The sequence below is a fragment of the Streptomyces sp. NPDC043427 genome, assembly GCF_056436655.1.
Genome location: NZ_JBWKCC010000032.1, coordinates 1 through 16185, shown reverse-complemented (window position 1 = coordinate 16185; position 16185 = coordinate 1). Strand labels below are relative to the sequence as shown.

Below are 16185 nucleotides of genomic sequence, written 5' to 3'. Positions count from 1 at the left end.
GGATCGCCCACGTGCGCCCAGTACGCGGGCGGCCCTCCGCCGTGCGAGCGCACACACCGGACGCCGCAGGGCCCGCCCTTCGGGCGGACGACGGGACGTTCGCAACGCGCCCTACGGGACCAGCACCAACCGCCCCCGCACCCCGCCCTCCCCCAGCCGGGCGTGCGCCTTCGCGGCCTCCTCCAAGGCGTACGTCTCGGCCACCCGCAGCGTCAGGACGCCCGCCTCGACCAGCCGGACCAGCTCGGCCAGTCGCGCCCCGTCGGCGCTCACCTCGACCGCGCCGGTCCGCACCCCGCGCTCGGAGGCCGGCTCGGCCTGCGGGATGACACCGGCGTAGGCACCGCCGTCCCGCACCCACGCCAGTGCACGCTCCCCGAGGACCGCCGCGTCCAGCACGGCGTCGGCGCTGCCCGGCTCGACGTCCCCGGCGGTGAAGTGGGTGGCACCCAACGACCGTACGATCTCCTCGTCGCCCTCCCGGGCCAGCGCGGTCACCGGGATCCCGCGGTGGGCGGCGAGCTGGACGGCGAACCCGCCGACCGCGCCCGCCGCACCCGTCACCAGCAGCGACGCACCCGGCGCCAACTCCAGCAGATCCAGGGCCTGTACGGCGGTCAGGGCGTTCAGCGGAAGCGTCGCCGCGTGCACCGCGTCGACCGTCGTCGGCGCCTTGGCCACCGCGTCCGTGTCCACGACGACGTACGCGGCGTGCGTGCCCAGCGGCTTCACCATGCCGTAGTCCAGCGCCACCACCTCGTCGCCGACGCTCCACGCGGTCGCCACCCCGGTCGCGTCCACGGTCCCGGCGACATCCCAGCCCAGACCGATCCGCTTGCCCGCACCCCCGAAGACACCCTGCCGCACCCCCGCGTCCACCGGGTTCAGCGCGGCCGCCGCGACCTTGATCCGCACCTGCCGAGCGCCCGGCTCCGGTATCTCGGCGTCCACGACCTGCACGGCCTCGGGACCACCGAACGTCGTCACCACTGCTGCACGCATCACAACTCTCCCTGTTCACCGGCCACTTGGGGCGACTCCCACCCCGTTGCCACAACCCTAGGAAGAGCTACTATCTATGGGGAAGTAGTTACCTGAAGGTGCCTACCTCACCCGGAGGAGAGCCATGGCGACCATGACAGCGGCCCAGCGACGCGAGCAGGCACGTCTCGAGTACGACGCGTTCATCCGTGGCTGCCCCACCAACCAGCTCCTCGGCCGCCTCAGCGACAAGTGGGTCAGCCTGGTCGTCGCGGCCCTCTCCGGCGGCGACCCCCTGCGCTACAGCGACCTCGGCCGCAAGATCGCCGGCGTCAGCCCCAAGATGCTCACGCAGACCCTGCGCACGCTCGAACGCGACGGCATCCTCGTCCGCACCGTCACCCCGTCCGTCCCGGTCCGCGTCGACTACGAGCTCACCCCCCTCGGCCGCAGCCTCGCCCTCCTGCTGACCGCGGTGAAGGACTGGGCGGAGACCCACATCGAGGAGGTCCACGCGGCACGGGAGCGGTACGACACGGAGAACACGGCGAACGGCGAGGCCTCCGGGCAGAGCGCGAGCCAGGGTCTTGCCGGCAGGCGCTAGGGTCTGAGGCCCTAGACCCGTCCCTCCCGGAGCCGGGCGATCTGTTCTCCGCTGAACTCCACGGTCCGCCGCATGTGCCCGATGATCAGGGCGAGTTCGGTGTCGTCGAGGTCGCCGAAGAGGGCGGACCAGTTGCCGCCCAGCCGGTCCCAGACGCGGCCGAACTCCGCGATCTTCTCCGGCACGGTCGCCACGAGCACGCGCCGCCGGTCCTCCGCGTCCCGCTCCCGCACCACGTACCCGGCCTTCTCCAGCCGGTCCACCAGCCGCGTGGCCGATCCGGTGGTCAGCCCCGTCAGCTCGGCGACCCGGCCCGTCGTCACCGGCTCGCGTTCCAGCGTGAGCAGGTTCAGGCACTGCAGATCCGTCGGGTGCAGGCCGAGGTGGTCGGCTACGGCCTGGTTGAAGAGGGCGTACGAAGCCATGTAGCGGCGCGAGACGGTGGACAGTTCGTCCAGCAGTCGCGACCGCGTGTTCCCGGACATGGCCTGCACCCCTTTGTTCGCGCCGTGCGGTGATCGTAGTCGGAAGTGGGAGGCGGACGGTCAGAAGGAGTGCGGGTCCCGCGTGTCCAGCACGAGCACCCGCTGCCGGTCGGTCCCCCGGTTGCGGTCCACCGTGCCGCCGCTCCACACCGCGCGGGCGTCCGGCACCACCTGCGACGGCCTGCCCGCCAGCCGTACCGCGCCCCGGATGCGCTCCCCCAGCCCGTCCGCCGCGAGCGCACCCGTCCGGCACACCACCTCACGCTCCCCGGCCCGCGCGCACCCGGACGGCACCCACGCCTGCCCCGCCGCGAGCGGCTCCGGCCACCGCAGCGACGGAGCGCCGTGGCAGGTTGCACGCATGCTCGCGCTTCGCTCCGCCGCCCTTTTCGTCCTCGCCGCCCTCTTCGAGACCGGCGGCGCCTGGCTGGTCTGGCAGGGCGTGCGCGAGCACCGCGGCTGGCTGTGGATGACGGGCGGGGTCCTCGCCCTCGGCGCGTACGGCTTCGTCGCCACCTTCCAGCCTGACGCCCACTTCGGCCGCGCCCTCGCCGCGTACGGCGGTGTCTTCGTCGCCGGTTCGCTCCTGTGGGGCGTGGTCGCCGACGGCTACCGCCCCGACCGCTGGGACATCGCGGGCGCACTGATCTGCCTCGCCGGCATGGCCGTGATCATGTGGGCACCACGAGGCGACTGAGCGGCGGCATCACATCGCTCGTCGGGCTCACAGCAGCTCGTCGGGCAGCAGCCCCAGCTGCCCCAGGAGATCCATCTGGTCGAAGTACAGCCGGTAGCTGACGATCCGGCCGTCGGCCACCTTCGCGAAGTCGACCCCGCGGATGCTGAGCTCCCTATGGGTGGCGGGCAGCGACTCCCCCGACGGCAGCGGAATCGGCCCCGTGTTCCTGCCGTGGAAGTACCCCTCGTCGATCGCCGTGTCCCCGACCTCGTACGAGTTCACCGACTCGTAGCGGGCGTCGGTGATCATCTCGGTCATCTGACGCCAGTAGTCGGCGATGTTCTCGCGCCCGTGCAGCTCCCCGCCGTCAGGGGTGACGGCGACCGCGTCCGGCGCGTACAGCTCGGCGATGAGCTTGGGGTCCGCCTCCGTGGTGAGCGCCTCGGTGAGCCGGTCCATGACCTCACGCGCTTCACCCATGATCCACCTCCGTGCGTCAGGGGATCACCCCCCTCATTTTCTCACGACACGCCTGCACATGTCCGGTCCGGAAAGCCGCCCCGGAGCCCGTTCCGCGAGCTTGTTCCACGACCCGGACTCCCGGCCGTACGCATGCCCCCGCCACCTATCCTGGGCGCCGGAAGCCGCTCGTACGAACGCCCGAGGACCCGAGGAGCAACCCCATGGCCACCGCCGCACCGTCCGCCGCCTCCCGCATCGCCGTCGTCACCGGTGCGAGCAGCGGAATCGGCGCCGCCACCGCCCGACAGCTCGCCACGGCCGGCTACCGCGTGGTCCTGACGGCGCGCCGCAAGGACCGTATCGAGCAGCTCGCCGAGGAGATCAACGCGGCCGGCGGCTCGGCGACGGCGTACCCGCTGGACGTCACCGACCGCGCGGCGGTCGACGAGTTCGCCACCGCCTTCAAGACGATCGGCGTACTCGTCAACAACGCGGGCGGCGCGCTGGGCGCCGACCCGGTCGCGACCGGCGACCCGGCCGACTGGCGCACGATGTACGAGACCAACGTCATCGGCACCCTGAACCTCACCCAGGCCCTCCTGCCCAAGCTGGTCGCGAGCGGCGACGGCACGGTCGTCGTCGTCTCCTCCACCGCCGGCCACGGCACGTACGAGGGCGGCGCGGGCTACGTCGCCGCCAAGCACGGCGCCCACGTCCTCGCCGAGACCCTGCGCCTGGAGATCGTCGGCCAGCCGGTCCGGGTCATCGAGGTCGCCCCCGGCATGGTCAAGACCGACGAGTTCGCGCTGACCCGCTTCAGCGGCGACCAGGAGAAGGCGGAGAAGGTCTACGAGGGCGTCGCCGAGCCGCTCACGGCGGACGACGTGGCGGACACCATCACCTGGGCGGTGACCCGCCCCAGCCACGTCAACGTCGACCTGCTGGTCCTCCGTCCGCGTGCCCAGGCCTCCAACACGAAGGTGCACAGGGAGCTGTGACGCCGGGTCAGGCAGCGTTGTGATCTTCTAGGGTCGGTGAGCGTGGACAGACACATACCCTTCGAGTCGCTGCACAACTTCCGCGACCTGGGCGGCTACCGGACCGCCGACGGCCTCCGCGTCCGCCCCGGCCGCCTCTTCCGATCGGACTCCCTCGGCAAGCTGAGCCCCGCCACCGAGGACTGGGACCGTTTCCTCTCCCTGGGCGTCCGTACCGTGGTGGACCTGCGCCACCCTTGGGAGGCGGACCAGGGGAACCGCGTACCGGCGGACGCGTCCTTCACGTACCACAACCTCAGCATCGAGCACCGGCCCTACAACCAGGCGGCCCAGACCCCCGACATCGACCCGGGCCCCTACCTGGCCCAGCGCTACATGGAGGTCGCCGAGGACGGCACGAAGGAGATCCGCGCGGCCCTGGAACTCGTGGCGGGGACGGACGAACCCCTCGTCTTCCACTGCGCCTCGGGCAAGGACCGAACGGGCCAGCTGGCGGCCCTGATCCTCGGCCTCCTGGGCGTCCCCGGGCCGACGATCACCGAGGACTTCAGCCTCACGGAGCTGGCCGCCCCGGCCCTCCTCGCCGACTGGCGCACCCGCAACGCCGGCCGCACCCCGGCCTGGCCCGGCTTCGCCCGCGCCCCCGAGCGGGCGATGCGCCTGTACCTGGACGCGTTCAGAGCCCGCTATGGCTCCCCGGAGCGGTACGTGTCCCAGGCCCTGGGCCTGAACGCGCAGTCGCTCTCGGAAACCCTCCGCTCGAACCTCCTGGAACCGGTCCCCACCTCCTGGCCCGCGTTGACATACCGCAAGGCGACCCCGTCCGACGCCGCCACCCTCGTCCGCCTCCGCGACACGGCGGCCCTCTGGCAGATCGCCCGAGGCATCGCCCAGTGGCAGCCCGGCGAGAAGGACGAGGCCCACTTCCTCAAGGTCATCCAAGAGGGCGAAGCCTGGCTGGCGTACGCCGGAGACCACCTGGTCGGCGGCTGGGAACTATGGTGGACCGACCCCGCGGCCTGGGGCCCCCGCCCACCCGACGCGGGCTACGTCCACCGCCTGATGACGACCCCCCACACGGCCCCGCCCGGCACAGGCCGCCAGATGCTGGCCCGGGCGGAATCCCGCATCGCGGCCACCGGCCGCCCCTACGCCCGCCTCGACTGCCTCTCCGCCAACCCCCGCCTGCGCACGTACTACGAATCGGCGGGCTACACGGTCGTCGGCGAACAGCGCGCGAAGGACGGCGGCACGGGCAGCCCGTACGCGGTGACTCTCCTGGAGAAACGGCTCGCTTAAGTCAGACCTGGAGAAACGGCTCGCTTGAGTCAGAGCGCGAGAAGGCCGCGGCAGACTCGCTGAGCACCGGGACCCGGCCGGCGGACATGAGGTTGCCGGGTTGCCATGCCGGCGGAGCGCTGGTCCGCCGACGCGGCCCCGGTCGTCCACCGGGGCCGCGTCGGTCAGCCCTTCACGCAGACGACCTGCTTCAGCTTCGCCACGACCTCCACGAGGTCGCGCTGCTGGTCGATGACCTGCTCGATCGGCTTGTACGCGCCCGGGATCTCGTCCACGACACCGGAGTCCTTGCGGCACTCCACGCCCCGCGTCTGCTCCTCCAGGTCCTTCGTCGAGAAGCGACGCTTGGCCGCGTTGCGGCTCATGCGCCGACCCGCGCCGTGCGACGCCGAGTTGAAGGCCTTCTCGTTGCCGAGGCCCTTCACGATGTACGAACCCGTGCCCATCGAGCCGGGGATGATCCCGTAGTCACCGGAGCCGGCCCTGATCGCGCCCTTGCGGGTGACGAGCAGGTCCATGCCGTCGTAGCGCTCCTCGGCGACGTAGTTGTGGTGCGCGCTGATCTCCGGCTCGAAGACCGGCTTCGCCTTCTTGAACTCCTTGCGGACCACGTCCTTCAGGAGCGCCATCATGATCGAGCGGTTGTACTTGGCGTACTCCTGCGCCCAGAACAGGTCGTTGCGGTAGGCCGCCATCTGCGGGGTGTCCGCGACGAAGACCGCGAGGTCGCGGTCGATCAGACCCTGGTTGTGCGGGAGCTTCTGGGCGACGCCGATGTGGAACTCGGCCAGCTCCTTACCGATGTTCCGGGAACCGGAGTGGAGCATCAGCCAGACAGAACCTGTCGTATCCGTGCAGACTTCCACAAAATGATTTCCGGATCCGAGCGTTCCCATCTGCTTCGTGGCGCGCTCCTGACGGAACTTCACCGCATCGGCGATCCCGTCGAACCGCCCCCAGAAGTCGTCCCACCCTCCGGTCGCGAACCCGTACAGGCCCCCCGGGTCCACGGCGTCGTCGTGCATCCCCCGCCCCACCGGAATGGCCTGCTCGATCTTCGACCGCAGCCGTGAAAGATCCCCCGGCAGGTCGTTCGCCGTGAGGGACGTCTTCACCGCCGACATCCCGCAGCCGATGTCCACGCCCACCGCGGCGGGGCACACGGCCCCCCGCATGGCGATGACGGACCCGACGGTCGCGCCCTTGCCGTAGTGGACGTCCGGCATGACGGCCAGGCCCTTGATCCACGGAAGGGTCGCCACGTTGCGCAGCTGCTGGAGTGCGCCCTCCTCGACCGTCGCGGGGTCGGTCCACATGCGGATCGGGACCTTCGCGCCCGGCATCTCCACGTACGGCATATCGTCCTCATTCCCCCGGAAAACAAACAGAAGTATCAAGTCGCAAAACCAGCGCCAAGGTCATGGAAAAGGGACAACGGACCGGCGTCCACAGCTCTGCGTGCGATACACATTGTCTGCCGGTGCAGCCCCCGCGCGGCAAGCGAATAACCAGCGGGGACACTGGCACACACACGGCATAGCAAGGCCGGACACACCGTCGAGAGGAGCCTGACCGTGCAGCGGAAGGCGTACGTACCCGGCGTCGCCGCGCTCCTCGCGGCGCTCCTCGCCGGCTGCACGGGCAGCTCGGACGACGGCGGTACCACGGACGACTCCAACCCCGGCGACGCCGGTACGGCGTCCGCCGCGGCGCAGCCCGGCAAGTACACCTCGCTCCCCGAACCGTGCGGCGCGGTCGGCCGCGGCACCCTCGACTCGATGCTGCCCGGCCTCAAGCAGATCGCCGACCCCGACCAGCGGGAGAAGGCGTACGAGGGCGAGGCGACCTTGACGTACAACACGGACCGCAAGGTCGGCTGCGGCTGGAAGGTACAGGCCACGGACGCCACCGACCATCTGCTCGTCGACTTCGAGCGCGTGGTGTCCTACGACAACACGGTCAGCGACGACAACCAGGCCGAGCAGCTCTTCGCGACGAAGCAGACCGCGGCCGACCTCCCGGAGCCGACCGTCTCCGAATCCGGCGACAGCGACGACACCGCGTCCCCCTCCGCCGGCTCCGGCGCCTCACCGTCCCCCTCGGCGCCCACGTCCCCCGCCTCCCCCTCGCCCTTGGGCTCCTCCCCTTCCGCCGGCCCCTCCGCCACCGGCACCGCCACCCCGACCGACCTCCAGCCCCGCGTCCTCACCGACCTCGGTGACGAGGCGTTCCTCGACGACGAGCTGAGCAGCTCCGGTTCGACGGCCAAGCAGCGCACGGTAACTGTGGCGTTCCGCACGTCGAACGTGATCGTGACGATCGAGTACATGGAGCAGCCGACGACGGTGGGCATCGTCCCGGACAACGAGGAAATGCAGGACAGGGCGCGGAAACTGGCCTCCCAGCTGGCCGAGTCACTGTCGGGCTGACGCCCCTTCACCGCGGCCCCGTCAACTGCCGCGAAGGTCACAAAGAGAGAACACACAGCTCCTTCACCGCGTACCGTGGCCCCTCGGACCCGATCCGACCGCAGGAACCACGAGCGTCATGAGTGAAGGAACCATGCAGCGACGAGCCCAGCGAGACCAGCCCGAGCAGCGAGCGAAGCGCCTGAGCCGTGCACTTGTCAGCGCGGCCGCCGTCCCCGTGATGCTGGTGGCCGCCGGCTGCTCCTCCGACTCCGACAGCGGCTCCGGCTCCGCCGACGCCGCGAAGCAGGGGGCCGGGAGTGAGGTGAGCACGTCCGCGAGCGCGTCTCCGACCGTGCAGGCGGCCGCGTACCGGACGCTGCCCGACTCGTGCAAGGCGTTGGCGAAGAAGACCCTCGAAGACCTGGTGCCCGAGGCCAAGTCGGGCAAGGAAGGCAAGTCGAGCGACGCCTCGACTCGGGGCAGCTGCTCCTGGAGCAGCCTCGCCAACAACGGGGTGAAGGGCTCCCAGTTCCGCTGGCTGAACGTGTCGATGCTGCGTTTCGAGTCGGACCAGACGCGGGGCGCGGGCGACAAGCTGGCGCAGGAGTACTACGCGTCGCAGATCAAGGACGCCCAGGCGGTGTCGGGTGCGAAGGACAGCAAGACGGAGCCGGTCGCCGGTACGGGCGACGAGGCGACGCTGGTGCGCTACGGCCTGAAGAAGAAGGAAGGCAGCTTCAAGCAGCAGACGGTCGTGGCGCGCGTCGAGAACGTCGTCGTCACCGTCGACTACAACGGTGCGGGCCTGGCCGGGGACAAGGCGCCGAGCGCCGAGGAACTGACGAAGGCGGCGGAGAAGGCGGCCAAGGAGGCCGTGGCGGCGGTCTCGTCGGCGAACGGCAAGGGCGGATCGGGCTCCGGTTCGGGCACGGGCTCCGGTTCGGGCTCCGGTTCGGGTGCGGGCACGGCGAGCCCGACGCCGTCGAAGTCGGCGTCCAAGGAACCGTCGGCGAGCCCGTCGAAGTCCGCGAGCGCCTCCCCCTCCAAGTCAGCGGCAAAGAAGAGCTGACTGTCACACCTGGTGGTCAACTCCCTGCTCGGAGCGGCTGTTTGACGGAGCCCGGCCCCCCTCGGGGGCCGGGCTCCGCCCGTACCGACCACGCGTTCACCGGACACATGTGCCACCCTGTTCCGCGCAACAACACGCAAGGGGAGGGGAGTACGGGTGGCCGCGCCCATGCAGCTGACTCGGATGCACCGCGTTCTCATCGGCGTGGTCGTGTTCGGCGCCGTGATCATCGCCGGGATCGGCTTCGCGGGTTCGTACGCAGCCGTTCGCGAGCTGGCCCTCAAGAAGGGCTTCGGGAACTTCAGCTACGTCTTCCCGATCGGCATCGACGCGGGCATCTGCGTCCTGCTCGCCCTGGATCTCCTCCTGACCTGGATCCGCATCCCCTTCCCGCTCCTGCGCCAGACGGCGTGGCTGCTCACCGCGGCCACGATCGCGTTCAACGGCGCGGCGGCCTGGCCGGACCCGCTGGGCGTCGGCATGCACGCGGTGATCCCGGTCCTGTTCGTGGTGGCGGTGGAAGCGGCCCGGCACGCCATCGGCCGCATCGCCGACATCACGGCCGACAAGCACATGGAGGGTGTCCGCCTCACCCGCTGGCTCCTCTCCCCCGTCCCCACGTTCCTCCTCTGGCGCCGCATGAAGCTGTGGGAGCTCCGCTCCTACGACCAGGTCATCAAGCTCGAACAGGAACGCCTCGTCTACCAGGCCCGCCTCCGCTCCCGCTTCGGCCGGGCCTGGAGGAGGAAGGCCCCGGTGGAATCCTTGATGCCGCTGCGCCTGGCGAGGTACGGCGTGCCCCTGGCGGAGACCGCTCCGGCGGGCTTGGCGGCGGCGGGCATCGAGCCGGCACTGATCCCTCCGGCACCGCAACCCGAGCTGACCGCGGCCGACACCGCCGACCAGTACGCTCCGGCTACGGGCAGCCGCGAGATCGCCGCAGCTGCGGGCGCCGCAGATACGGCGGCAGCTGCGGGCAGTCGTGCCGCTGGGGCGGCGCCCGTCCCACAGAATGCGGCACCCCGCACCGGGCAGCCCCTCGACTCCCCCGACGGCACCCAGAACCCCGGGCAACTCGACTACGAGCCCGCGCCCGAACAGAACCCGTGGTTCAAGCCCCCCGCCGAGATCCAGTACCAGGGCGGCTACGACCCCTCGTACGACCCCGACGAACAGTACGAGCAGTGGTACGAGGAGCAGCAGTACCCCGACCCGCAGCAGTACGAGCAGCAGCCCCCCTCCCCGGAGGACACCGGCAGCTTCCCCATCCCGGTCACTCCAGGCCGCACGCGTGAGCTCGGCGAAGGCGGCGGCACCCCGCCCGTCGAGCCGGACGCGGAGTCGTACTACCAGGTCTTCAAGCAGTCGATAGGCGGCAGCGGCTACCCGACTCCGCGCGAGTTCATCGACAACGTGGAGGCCGAGTTCCGTATCACTCTTCCCGCAGAGGATGCGAAGCGCATGGTCAGCCGCTTCACCAAGCGCCACAACGCGCAATTGGAAGAAGACCACATCGCGTAAGGAAAATCGCGTAGAAAAAAGGGGGGCCGCTTGTGGAGGGCCCCCCTTTCTCAAGTGTTACTCCCCGAGCAGCGCCCGAACCCGCTCCTGCCCCACCGCCAACAGCAGCGTAGGCAGCCGCGGCCCCGTGTCCCGCCCGACGAGCAGGTGGTACAGCAGCGCGAAGAACGACCGCTGGGCGGTCTTGATCTCCGGCGGCAGCTCCTTGGGCGTGGCGTCCGCGGAGAACCCGGCCTGCACCTTGGGCACGCCGTACACAAGGTGCGTCAGCCCGTCCAACGACCAGTGCGAGTCCAGCCCGTCCAGCAGCAGCCGCACCGACTGCTGGGACGCCTCGTCGAGCGACTTCAGCAACTCGGCGTCGGGCTCGTCCCGCACGATGGTCCGCTGGTCGGCGGGAACGTGCGTGTTGATCCAGGCCTCAGCCTTGTCGTACCGCGGCCGCGCCTCGTCCAGCGAACCGAGCGGGTTCTGGGGGTCGAGGTCGGACAGGATGCGCAGCGCCTGGTCCTGGTGCCCGGCGGTGATGTCGGCGACGGAGGCCAGCGTCCGGTACGGCAGTGGCCGCGCCGTACGCGGCAGCTCACCACCGGCCGTACGCACCGCACGCGCATGGGCGGCGACGTCCGCCGGCAGCGCGGAACCGTCGGCGACCTTGCCGTCCAGCTTGTCCCACTCGTCGTAGAGCCGCTGGATCTCCTGGTCGAAGGCGATCTTGAAGGACTGGTTGGGCCGACGGCGGGCGTACAGCCAGCGCAGCAGCTGCGGCTCCATGATCTTCAGCGCGTCGGCGGGGGTCGGGACCCCACCACGGGAGGACGACATCTTCGCCATCCCGGAGATGCCGACGAACGCGTACATCGGCCCGATCGGCTGCTTCCCGCCGAAGATCCCGACGATCTGCCCACCGACCTGGAAGCTCGACCCGGGCGACGAGTGGTCGACGCCGCTCGGCTCGAAGACGACACCCTCGTACGCCCAGCGCATGGGCCAGTCGACCTTCCAGACCAGCTTGCCGCGGTTGAACTCGTTCAGCCGGACGGTCTCGGAGAAGCCGCACGCCGTGCAGGTGTACGTCAGCTCCGTGCTGTCGTCGTCGTAGGCGATGACGGTGGTGAGGTCCTTCTCGCAGTTGCCGCAGTACGGCTTGTACGGGAAGTACCCGGCGGAGGAGCTGCCGTCGTCCTCGCTCGCCGCGCCGGAGCCCTCGGCGGCCTCCAGCTCGGCCTCGTCGACCGGCTTCTGCTGCTGCTTCTTCGCCGGGGCCTTCTTCGTGCGGTACTGGTCGAGGATCGCGTCGATCTCGCCCCGGTGCCGCATGGCGTGCAGGATCTGCTCGCGGTACACGCCGGAGGTGTACTGCGCGGTCTGGCTGATCCCGTCGAACTCGACACCCAGCTCGGCCAGCGACTCGATCATCGCCGCCTTGAAGTGCTCGGCCCAGTTGGGGTGGGCGGAGCCCTTCGGGGCCGGGACGGAGGTCAGCGGCTTGCCGATGTGCTCCTGCCAGGAGTCGTCGACCCCGGCGATGCCCGCGGGCACCTTGCGGTAGCGGTCGTAGTCGTCCCAGGAGATGAGATGGCGGACCTGATGGCCCCGGCGGCGCACCTCGTCGGCGACGAGGTGCGGGGTCATGACCTCGCGCAGGTTGCCCAGGTGGATGGGACCGGAAGGGGAGAGGCCCGAGGCGACGACGACCGGTTTGCCCGGGGCCCGACGCTCCGACTCCTCGATGACCTCATCCGCGAAACGGGAGACCCAGTCGGTGGTCTCGGTGCTCTGAGCCACGATCGGCACGTCCTCTTTTACTGAAGTGAAGTACGGAAGGCTTGATGGTGGCCCCATTCTCCCAGACCGCATCGCGCCCGGGAAAACCCCTTTACCCACCATGGGATACTGGCTGTGTCTATCGACCCCACGAGGAGAACGGCACCCACTCATATGGCCCCGGTCACGTCCCTCAGCGACTCCGTTCAGCAGCAGCTCGCCTCCGCCCTCTCCGCCGCCCTGCCGGAGGCCTCCGCGGACCCGCTGCTGCGACGAAGCGACCGGGCCGACTTCCAGGCCAACGGCATCCTCGCGCTGGCCAAGAAGGCGAAGGCGAACCCGCGGGAACTGGCGACGCAGGTCGTCTCCCAGGTCGCCACCGGTGACGTGATCAAGGAGATCGAGGTCTCCGGCCCCGGCTTCCTCAACATCACCATCACCGACAAGGCGATCACCGAGAACCTCGCCGCGCGGTACGCGGACACGGACCGCCTCGGCGTGCCCCACCCGGAGCGGACCGGCACGACGGTCGTCGACTACGCCCAGCCGAACGTGGCGAAGGAGATGCACGTCGGCCACCTGCGTTCCGCGGTGATCGGCGACGCGCTGGTCCAGCTGATGGAGTTCGCGGGCGAGACCGTCGTCCGGCGGCACCACATCGGCGACTGGGGCACCCAGTTCGGCATGCTCATCCAGTACCTGGACGAGCACCCGCACGAGCTGGACCACAAGGCCGCCGAGGTGACCGGTGAGGAGGCGATGTCGAACCTCGACCGCCTCTACAAGGCCGCGCGCAAGTTCTTCGACTCCGACGAGGAGTTCAAGACGCGGGCGCGTCGCCGGGTGGTGGACCTCCAGGCCGGTGAGCCGCACACGCTCGCCACGTGGCAGAAGTTCGTCGACGAGTCGAAGATCTACTTCTTCTCCGTCTTCGAGAAGCTGGACATGGAGATCCGGGACCCGGACATCGTCGGCGAGTCCGGCTACAACGACATGCTCGACGAGACCTGCCGCCTCCTGGAGGAGTCGGGTGTCGCGGTCCGCTCGGAGGGCGCCCTGTGCGTGTTCTTCGACGACATCAAGAGCCCGGAGGGCAAGCCGGTCCCGCTGATCGTGCAGAAGTCGGACGGCGGCTACGGCTATGCGGCGACCGACCTGTCCGCGATCCGCGACCGTGTCTTCAACCTGAAGGCCGACACCCTTCTGTACGTCGTGGACGCCCGCCAGTCCCTGCACTTCCGGATGGTCTTCGAGACCGCCCGCCGCGCAGGCTGGCTGAACGACGACGTCACGGCCGTCCAGCTCGCCTTCGGCACGGTCCTCGGCAAGGACGGCAAGCCGTTCAAGACCCGTGAGGGCGAGACGGTCAAGCTGGTCGACCTCCTCGACGAGGCGGTCGAGCGTGCCACGACCGTGGTCCGGGAGAAGGCCGAGAAGGTGGGCCTGTCGGAGCAGGAGATCGACGAGAACGGCCGGTACGTCGGCGTCGGCGCGGTGAAGTACGCCGACCTGTCGACCTCCGCCGTGCGGGACTACAAGTTCGACCTGGACCAGATGGTCTCGCTCAGCGGCGACACGTCCGTGTACCTCCAGTACGCGTACGCCCGTATCCAGTCCATCCTGCGCAAGGCGGGCGAGGCTCGCCCGGCGGCCCACCCGGAACTGGCGCTGGCCCCGGCGGAGCGGGCACTGGGTCTGCACCTGGACCGGTTCGGCGAGACGGTCCTCGAGGTGGCGTCGGCGTACGAGCCGCACAAGCTGGCGTCGTACCTCTACCAGCTGGCGACGTTCCTGACGACGTTCTACGACCAGTGCCCGGTCCTGAAGGCCGAGACGCCGGAGCAGGTGGAGAACCGCCTGTTCCTCGTCGACCTGACGGCCCGCACCCTGCACAAGGGCATGGCCCTGCTGGGCATCAGGACGCCCGAGCGTCTCTGACGCCCAGCGGGCCCGCTAGTGCTCGGCGTGGGCCCACGCCCGCTCGAAGAGCACCGGTACCGGCATCATCGGCACGACCGCCGTATGGGCCGTGGACCGGTGCTCCACCGCGTGCGGCAGCAGCCGGGACTTCGCCCGCTCCACCGGCAGACGCGGCACCTTGGTCTCCTGCCAGGCACCGGGCAGGAACAGCGTGCGCCCGGCCCGCGCCCGGTCGGCGCGCACGACCCGCCCGGAACCGGCGAGTTCGGCGTGCGCCGCCTTGAACCGGGCGGGCTTCCAGGCGGTCCACTGCCTCACGTTCCGGTCGGTCGGATCGGGCAGGGCGAGGATCATGAGATACAGGGCGGCCGCGTCGGCACTGAGCCCGTACTCCGTCCGGCAGCTGTCGACGAGGTGGGGCACACTGCGGCTCGGGTCCTGCTCCCATCCGGTGGGCCGCTTCTCGTCGTCGGCGAGATGCTCTCCGAGGGCCGCGAACTCCGCTGAGAGCAGGGTCCGCAGGTCGACCAGACCGGGCAGACCGTACGGCGCGGGAAGCCACTGGGAGGGCAGGACGGAGTCCAGGTAGGCGTCCAGCCGGTCGAGCAGCGGGTCGTCGGCGCCGGTGAGCGCGGCCGGGTCGACGCGTATGTGCCGCAGCCCGCCGATGAACTCCGGGTCGTCCTCCCAGGACACGGCCGGATGGGTGTCCAGCCCCAGCGACTCGAGCGTGGCGGGCGCGCCCATCAGGTAGTTGCTCTGCACGGAGAACACGGTGAGCGGTCCCGCCGCGTCGACGGCAGCCCTCATCCGCCCGACGGCCGCCCCGACCGGAGGCCGCAGCGGATCGCCGGCAGGCGTCCGGTAGGCCATCCATACGGCGGCCCGGACGAGACCGAGGAGGTGGGGTGTGCCGGCGAGGGGGGAGAAGGCGCCCCTGGGTGGGCTGCTGTCGGCGCTCGTCGAGGAGCCTTCGGTGAGGGCGGCGGCCCCTGCGGCCACGTGGCCCAGGAGGGTGGCGGGCCTCAGGGTGGGCCACCACATGCCGTCGGATCCCTTGCGGCCGGCGGCGATGGCGTGCTCGCCCTTGGGTCGGGTGAACTCCTTCGCGGCAAGCGGCAGCAGGTCCACCGGCACGGGCAGCGGCGCGCCGTGGTGGGTGTGCCACCAGGCGGCGGCCCGCTCGATGTCCGGCCCTTCGGTCCACAGCCGCTCGGGGTCGTCGGGCAGGAGCTGTTCGTAGAAGCCGGCCAGGTCGTCGGCGTCCAGGACGGCGGTCAGCCCCTCGACGACCGCCTCGCGCTCCGCGCGCCGCACCTTCCAGGTCGCCTCGGCCCAGCCGTGAGGCGGCAACTTGGGGTCGGGTACGCACAACTGGTGGGGGGCACACTCCACCTGGGCGGCGAGCAGGACGGCCGCCTCTGCGGGGGAGACGCCCAGGAGCTCCGCCAGGCGCCCGGTGAGTTCCGTCCGGGCGGGCACCGGCCCCCGCGCGCGGCGGAGTTCGGCGAAGCGGTCGTACCAGGCGGCCGGGCGCGTGGGCCGCAGGACCTGGATGTCGACCGGTTCGGTCCCGCCGGCGGACAGCGCCAGGTGCGCTGCGAAGTCACCGGTGGGCGCGTATTCGAGGAGGGTGCGTCCCTGCGGGTCAGCGCCCACCACGACGGCCGCCGAGGTGGCCGTTCGGAAGGCCCAGCCGCGGTACAGCCCCCGGTTGTCGGCCCTCGGCGCCGTCCGGATGACATGCCAGTGCCCCGCCTGGGCGTCGCCCTCGTACCCGGCGACGATCCGGCGGCCGGACAGAACAGCGGCAGGACAGCCCAGCGAGGCGTCAGTCAGTGCCCGAGCCACGGCCACCGGAACCTGAGTATCAGCATCAATGTCAGTGCCCGCCCCTAAGACGTCATCTCATTTGGCTGGGTAAGCTGCCGGTCGTGGCAGGGATCGTTGAGCGGCTGGTGCCGGACGAGTTGTGGGAGCTGTTCCAGC

General features: G+C 70.5%; 15 protein-coding genes. 8 read left to right on the top strand and 7 right to left on the bottom strand.

Annotation, left to right across the window (positions count from 1 at the left end; genetic code table 11):
- Positions 1-111: 111 nt before the first annotated feature.
- Entirely contained in the window at positions 112-1002 is an 891-nt protein-coding gene (locus AC067M_RS36385; RefSeq protein WP_478701293.1) for an NADP-dependent oxidoreductase, read from the bottom strand.
- 124 nt (positions 1003-1126) lie between these two features.
- Between AC067M_RS36385 and AC067M_RS36380 the strand changes: the two genes are divergently transcribed.
- Positions 1127-1585: a winged helix-turn-helix transcriptional regulator gene (locus AC067M_RS36380; protein ID WP_478701292.1), complete on the top strand. Its 459-nt coding sequence runs from the start codon at positions 1127-1129 to the stop codon at positions 1583-1585.
- An 11-nt stretch (positions 1586-1596) separates the two neighbouring features.
- Here the strand turns inward: AC067M_RS36380 and AC067M_RS36375 are convergent, their stop codons facing one another.
- Together AC067M_RS36375 and AC067M_RS36370 are read right to left on the bottom strand one after the other, a co-directional pair.
- On the bottom strand, positions 1597-2070 hold the full coding sequence (locus AC067M_RS36375; protein WP_478701291.1) for a MarR family winged helix-turn-helix transcriptional regulator: 474 nt from the start codon (positions 2068-2070) through the stop codon (positions 1597-1599).
- Between the two features lie 60 nt (positions 2071-2130).
- Positions 2131-2433: a hypothetical protein gene (locus AC067M_RS36370; RefSeq protein ID WP_478701290.1), complete on the bottom strand. Its 303-nt coding sequence runs from the start codon at positions 2431-2433 to the stop codon at positions 2131-2133.
- On the opposite strand from AC067M_RS36370, the gene AC067M_RS36365 reads away from it, so the two are divergent.
- Entirely contained in the window at positions 2432-2767 is a 336-nt protein-coding gene (locus AC067M_RS36365) for a YnfA family protein (RefSeq protein ID WP_478701289.1), read from the top strand. The two genes, AC067M_RS36370 and AC067M_RS36365, sit on opposite strands and share 2 nt — an antisense overlap.
- A gap of 27 nt (positions 2768-2794) precedes the next feature.
- Here AC067M_RS36365 and AC067M_RS36360 read toward each other — a convergent pair whose 3' ends face one another.
- Positions 2795-3229, bottom strand: coding sequence for an ester cyclase (locus AC067M_RS36360; protein WP_478701288.1), 435 nt, complete (start codon positions 3227-3229; stop codon positions 2795-2797).
- Positions 3230-3432: 203 nt separating this feature from the next.
- On the opposite strand from AC067M_RS36360, the gene AC067M_RS36355 reads away from it, so the two are divergent.
- Together AC067M_RS36355 and AC067M_RS36350 are read left to right on the top strand one after the other, a co-directional pair.
- Positions 3433-4209: an SDR family NAD(P)-dependent oxidoreductase gene (locus tag AC067M_RS36355; protein WP_478701287.1), complete on the top strand. Its 777-nt coding sequence runs from the start codon at positions 3433-3435 to the stop codon at positions 4207-4209.
- Between the two features lie 42 nt (positions 4210-4251).
- A complete protein-coding gene (locus AC067M_RS36350) occupies positions 4252-5508 on the top strand; it encodes a GNAT family N-acetyltransferase (RefSeq protein ID WP_478701286.1) in 1257 nt (418 codons plus the stop codon).
- A gap of 164 nt (positions 5509-5672) precedes the next feature.
- Here the strand turns inward: AC067M_RS36350 and AC067M_RS36345 are convergent, their stop codons facing one another.
- Complete coding sequence (locus tag AC067M_RS36345) at positions 5673-6866, bottom strand: RtcB family protein (protein WP_478701285.1); 1194 nt, start codon at positions 6864-6866, stop codon at positions 5673-5675.
- A 216-nt stretch (positions 6867-7082) separates the two neighbouring features.
- On the opposite strand from AC067M_RS36345, the gene AC067M_RS36340 reads away from it, so the two are divergent.
- The 3 genes from AC067M_RS36340 (at position 7083) to AC067M_RS36330 (ending at position 10509) form a co-directional block, all read left to right on the top strand.
- Complete coding sequence (locus AC067M_RS36340) at positions 7083-7937, top strand: DUF3558 domain-containing protein (protein WP_478701284.1); 855 nt, start codon at positions 7083-7085, stop codon at positions 7935-7937.
- Between the two features lie 118 nt (positions 7938-8055).
- The gene (locus tag AC067M_RS36335; protein ID WP_478701283.1) at positions 8056-8988 is read left to right on the top strand and encodes a DUF3558 family protein; all 933 of its coding nucleotides are present in this window, start codon (positions 8056-8058) and stop codon (positions 8986-8988) included.
- Positions 8989-9171: 183 nt separating this feature from the next.
- Positions 9172-10509, top strand: a complete 1338-nt coding sequence (locus AC067M_RS36330) for a DUF2637 domain-containing protein (protein ID WP_478701392.1) — start codon at positions 9172-9174, stop codon at positions 10507-10509.
- 57 nt (positions 10510-10566) lie between these two features.
- Here AC067M_RS36330 and lysS read toward each other — a convergent pair whose 3' ends face one another.
- Entirely contained in the window at positions 10567-12306 is a 1740-nt protein-coding gene (lysS, locus tag AC067M_RS36325) for a lysine--tRNA ligase (protein ID WP_478701282.1), read from the bottom strand.
- 144 nt (positions 12307-12450) lie between these two features.
- Here lysS and argS point away from each other — a divergent pair, with 144 nt between their 5' ends.
- The gene (argS, locus tag AC067M_RS36320; protein WP_478701281.1) at positions 12451-14214 is read left to right on the top strand and encodes an arginine--tRNA ligase; all 1764 of its coding nucleotides are present in this window, start codon (positions 12451-12453) and stop codon (positions 14212-14214) included.
- 15 nt (positions 14215-14229) lie between these two features.
- Here the strand turns inward: argS and AC067M_RS36315 are convergent, their stop codons facing one another.
- Positions 14230-16047 (bottom strand): hypothetical protein, encoded by a 1818-nt coding sequence (locus AC067M_RS36315; protein ID WP_478701280.1) that lies wholly within the window; start codon positions 16045-16047, stop codon positions 14230-14232.
- Positions 16048-16185 lie beyond the last annotated feature (138 nt).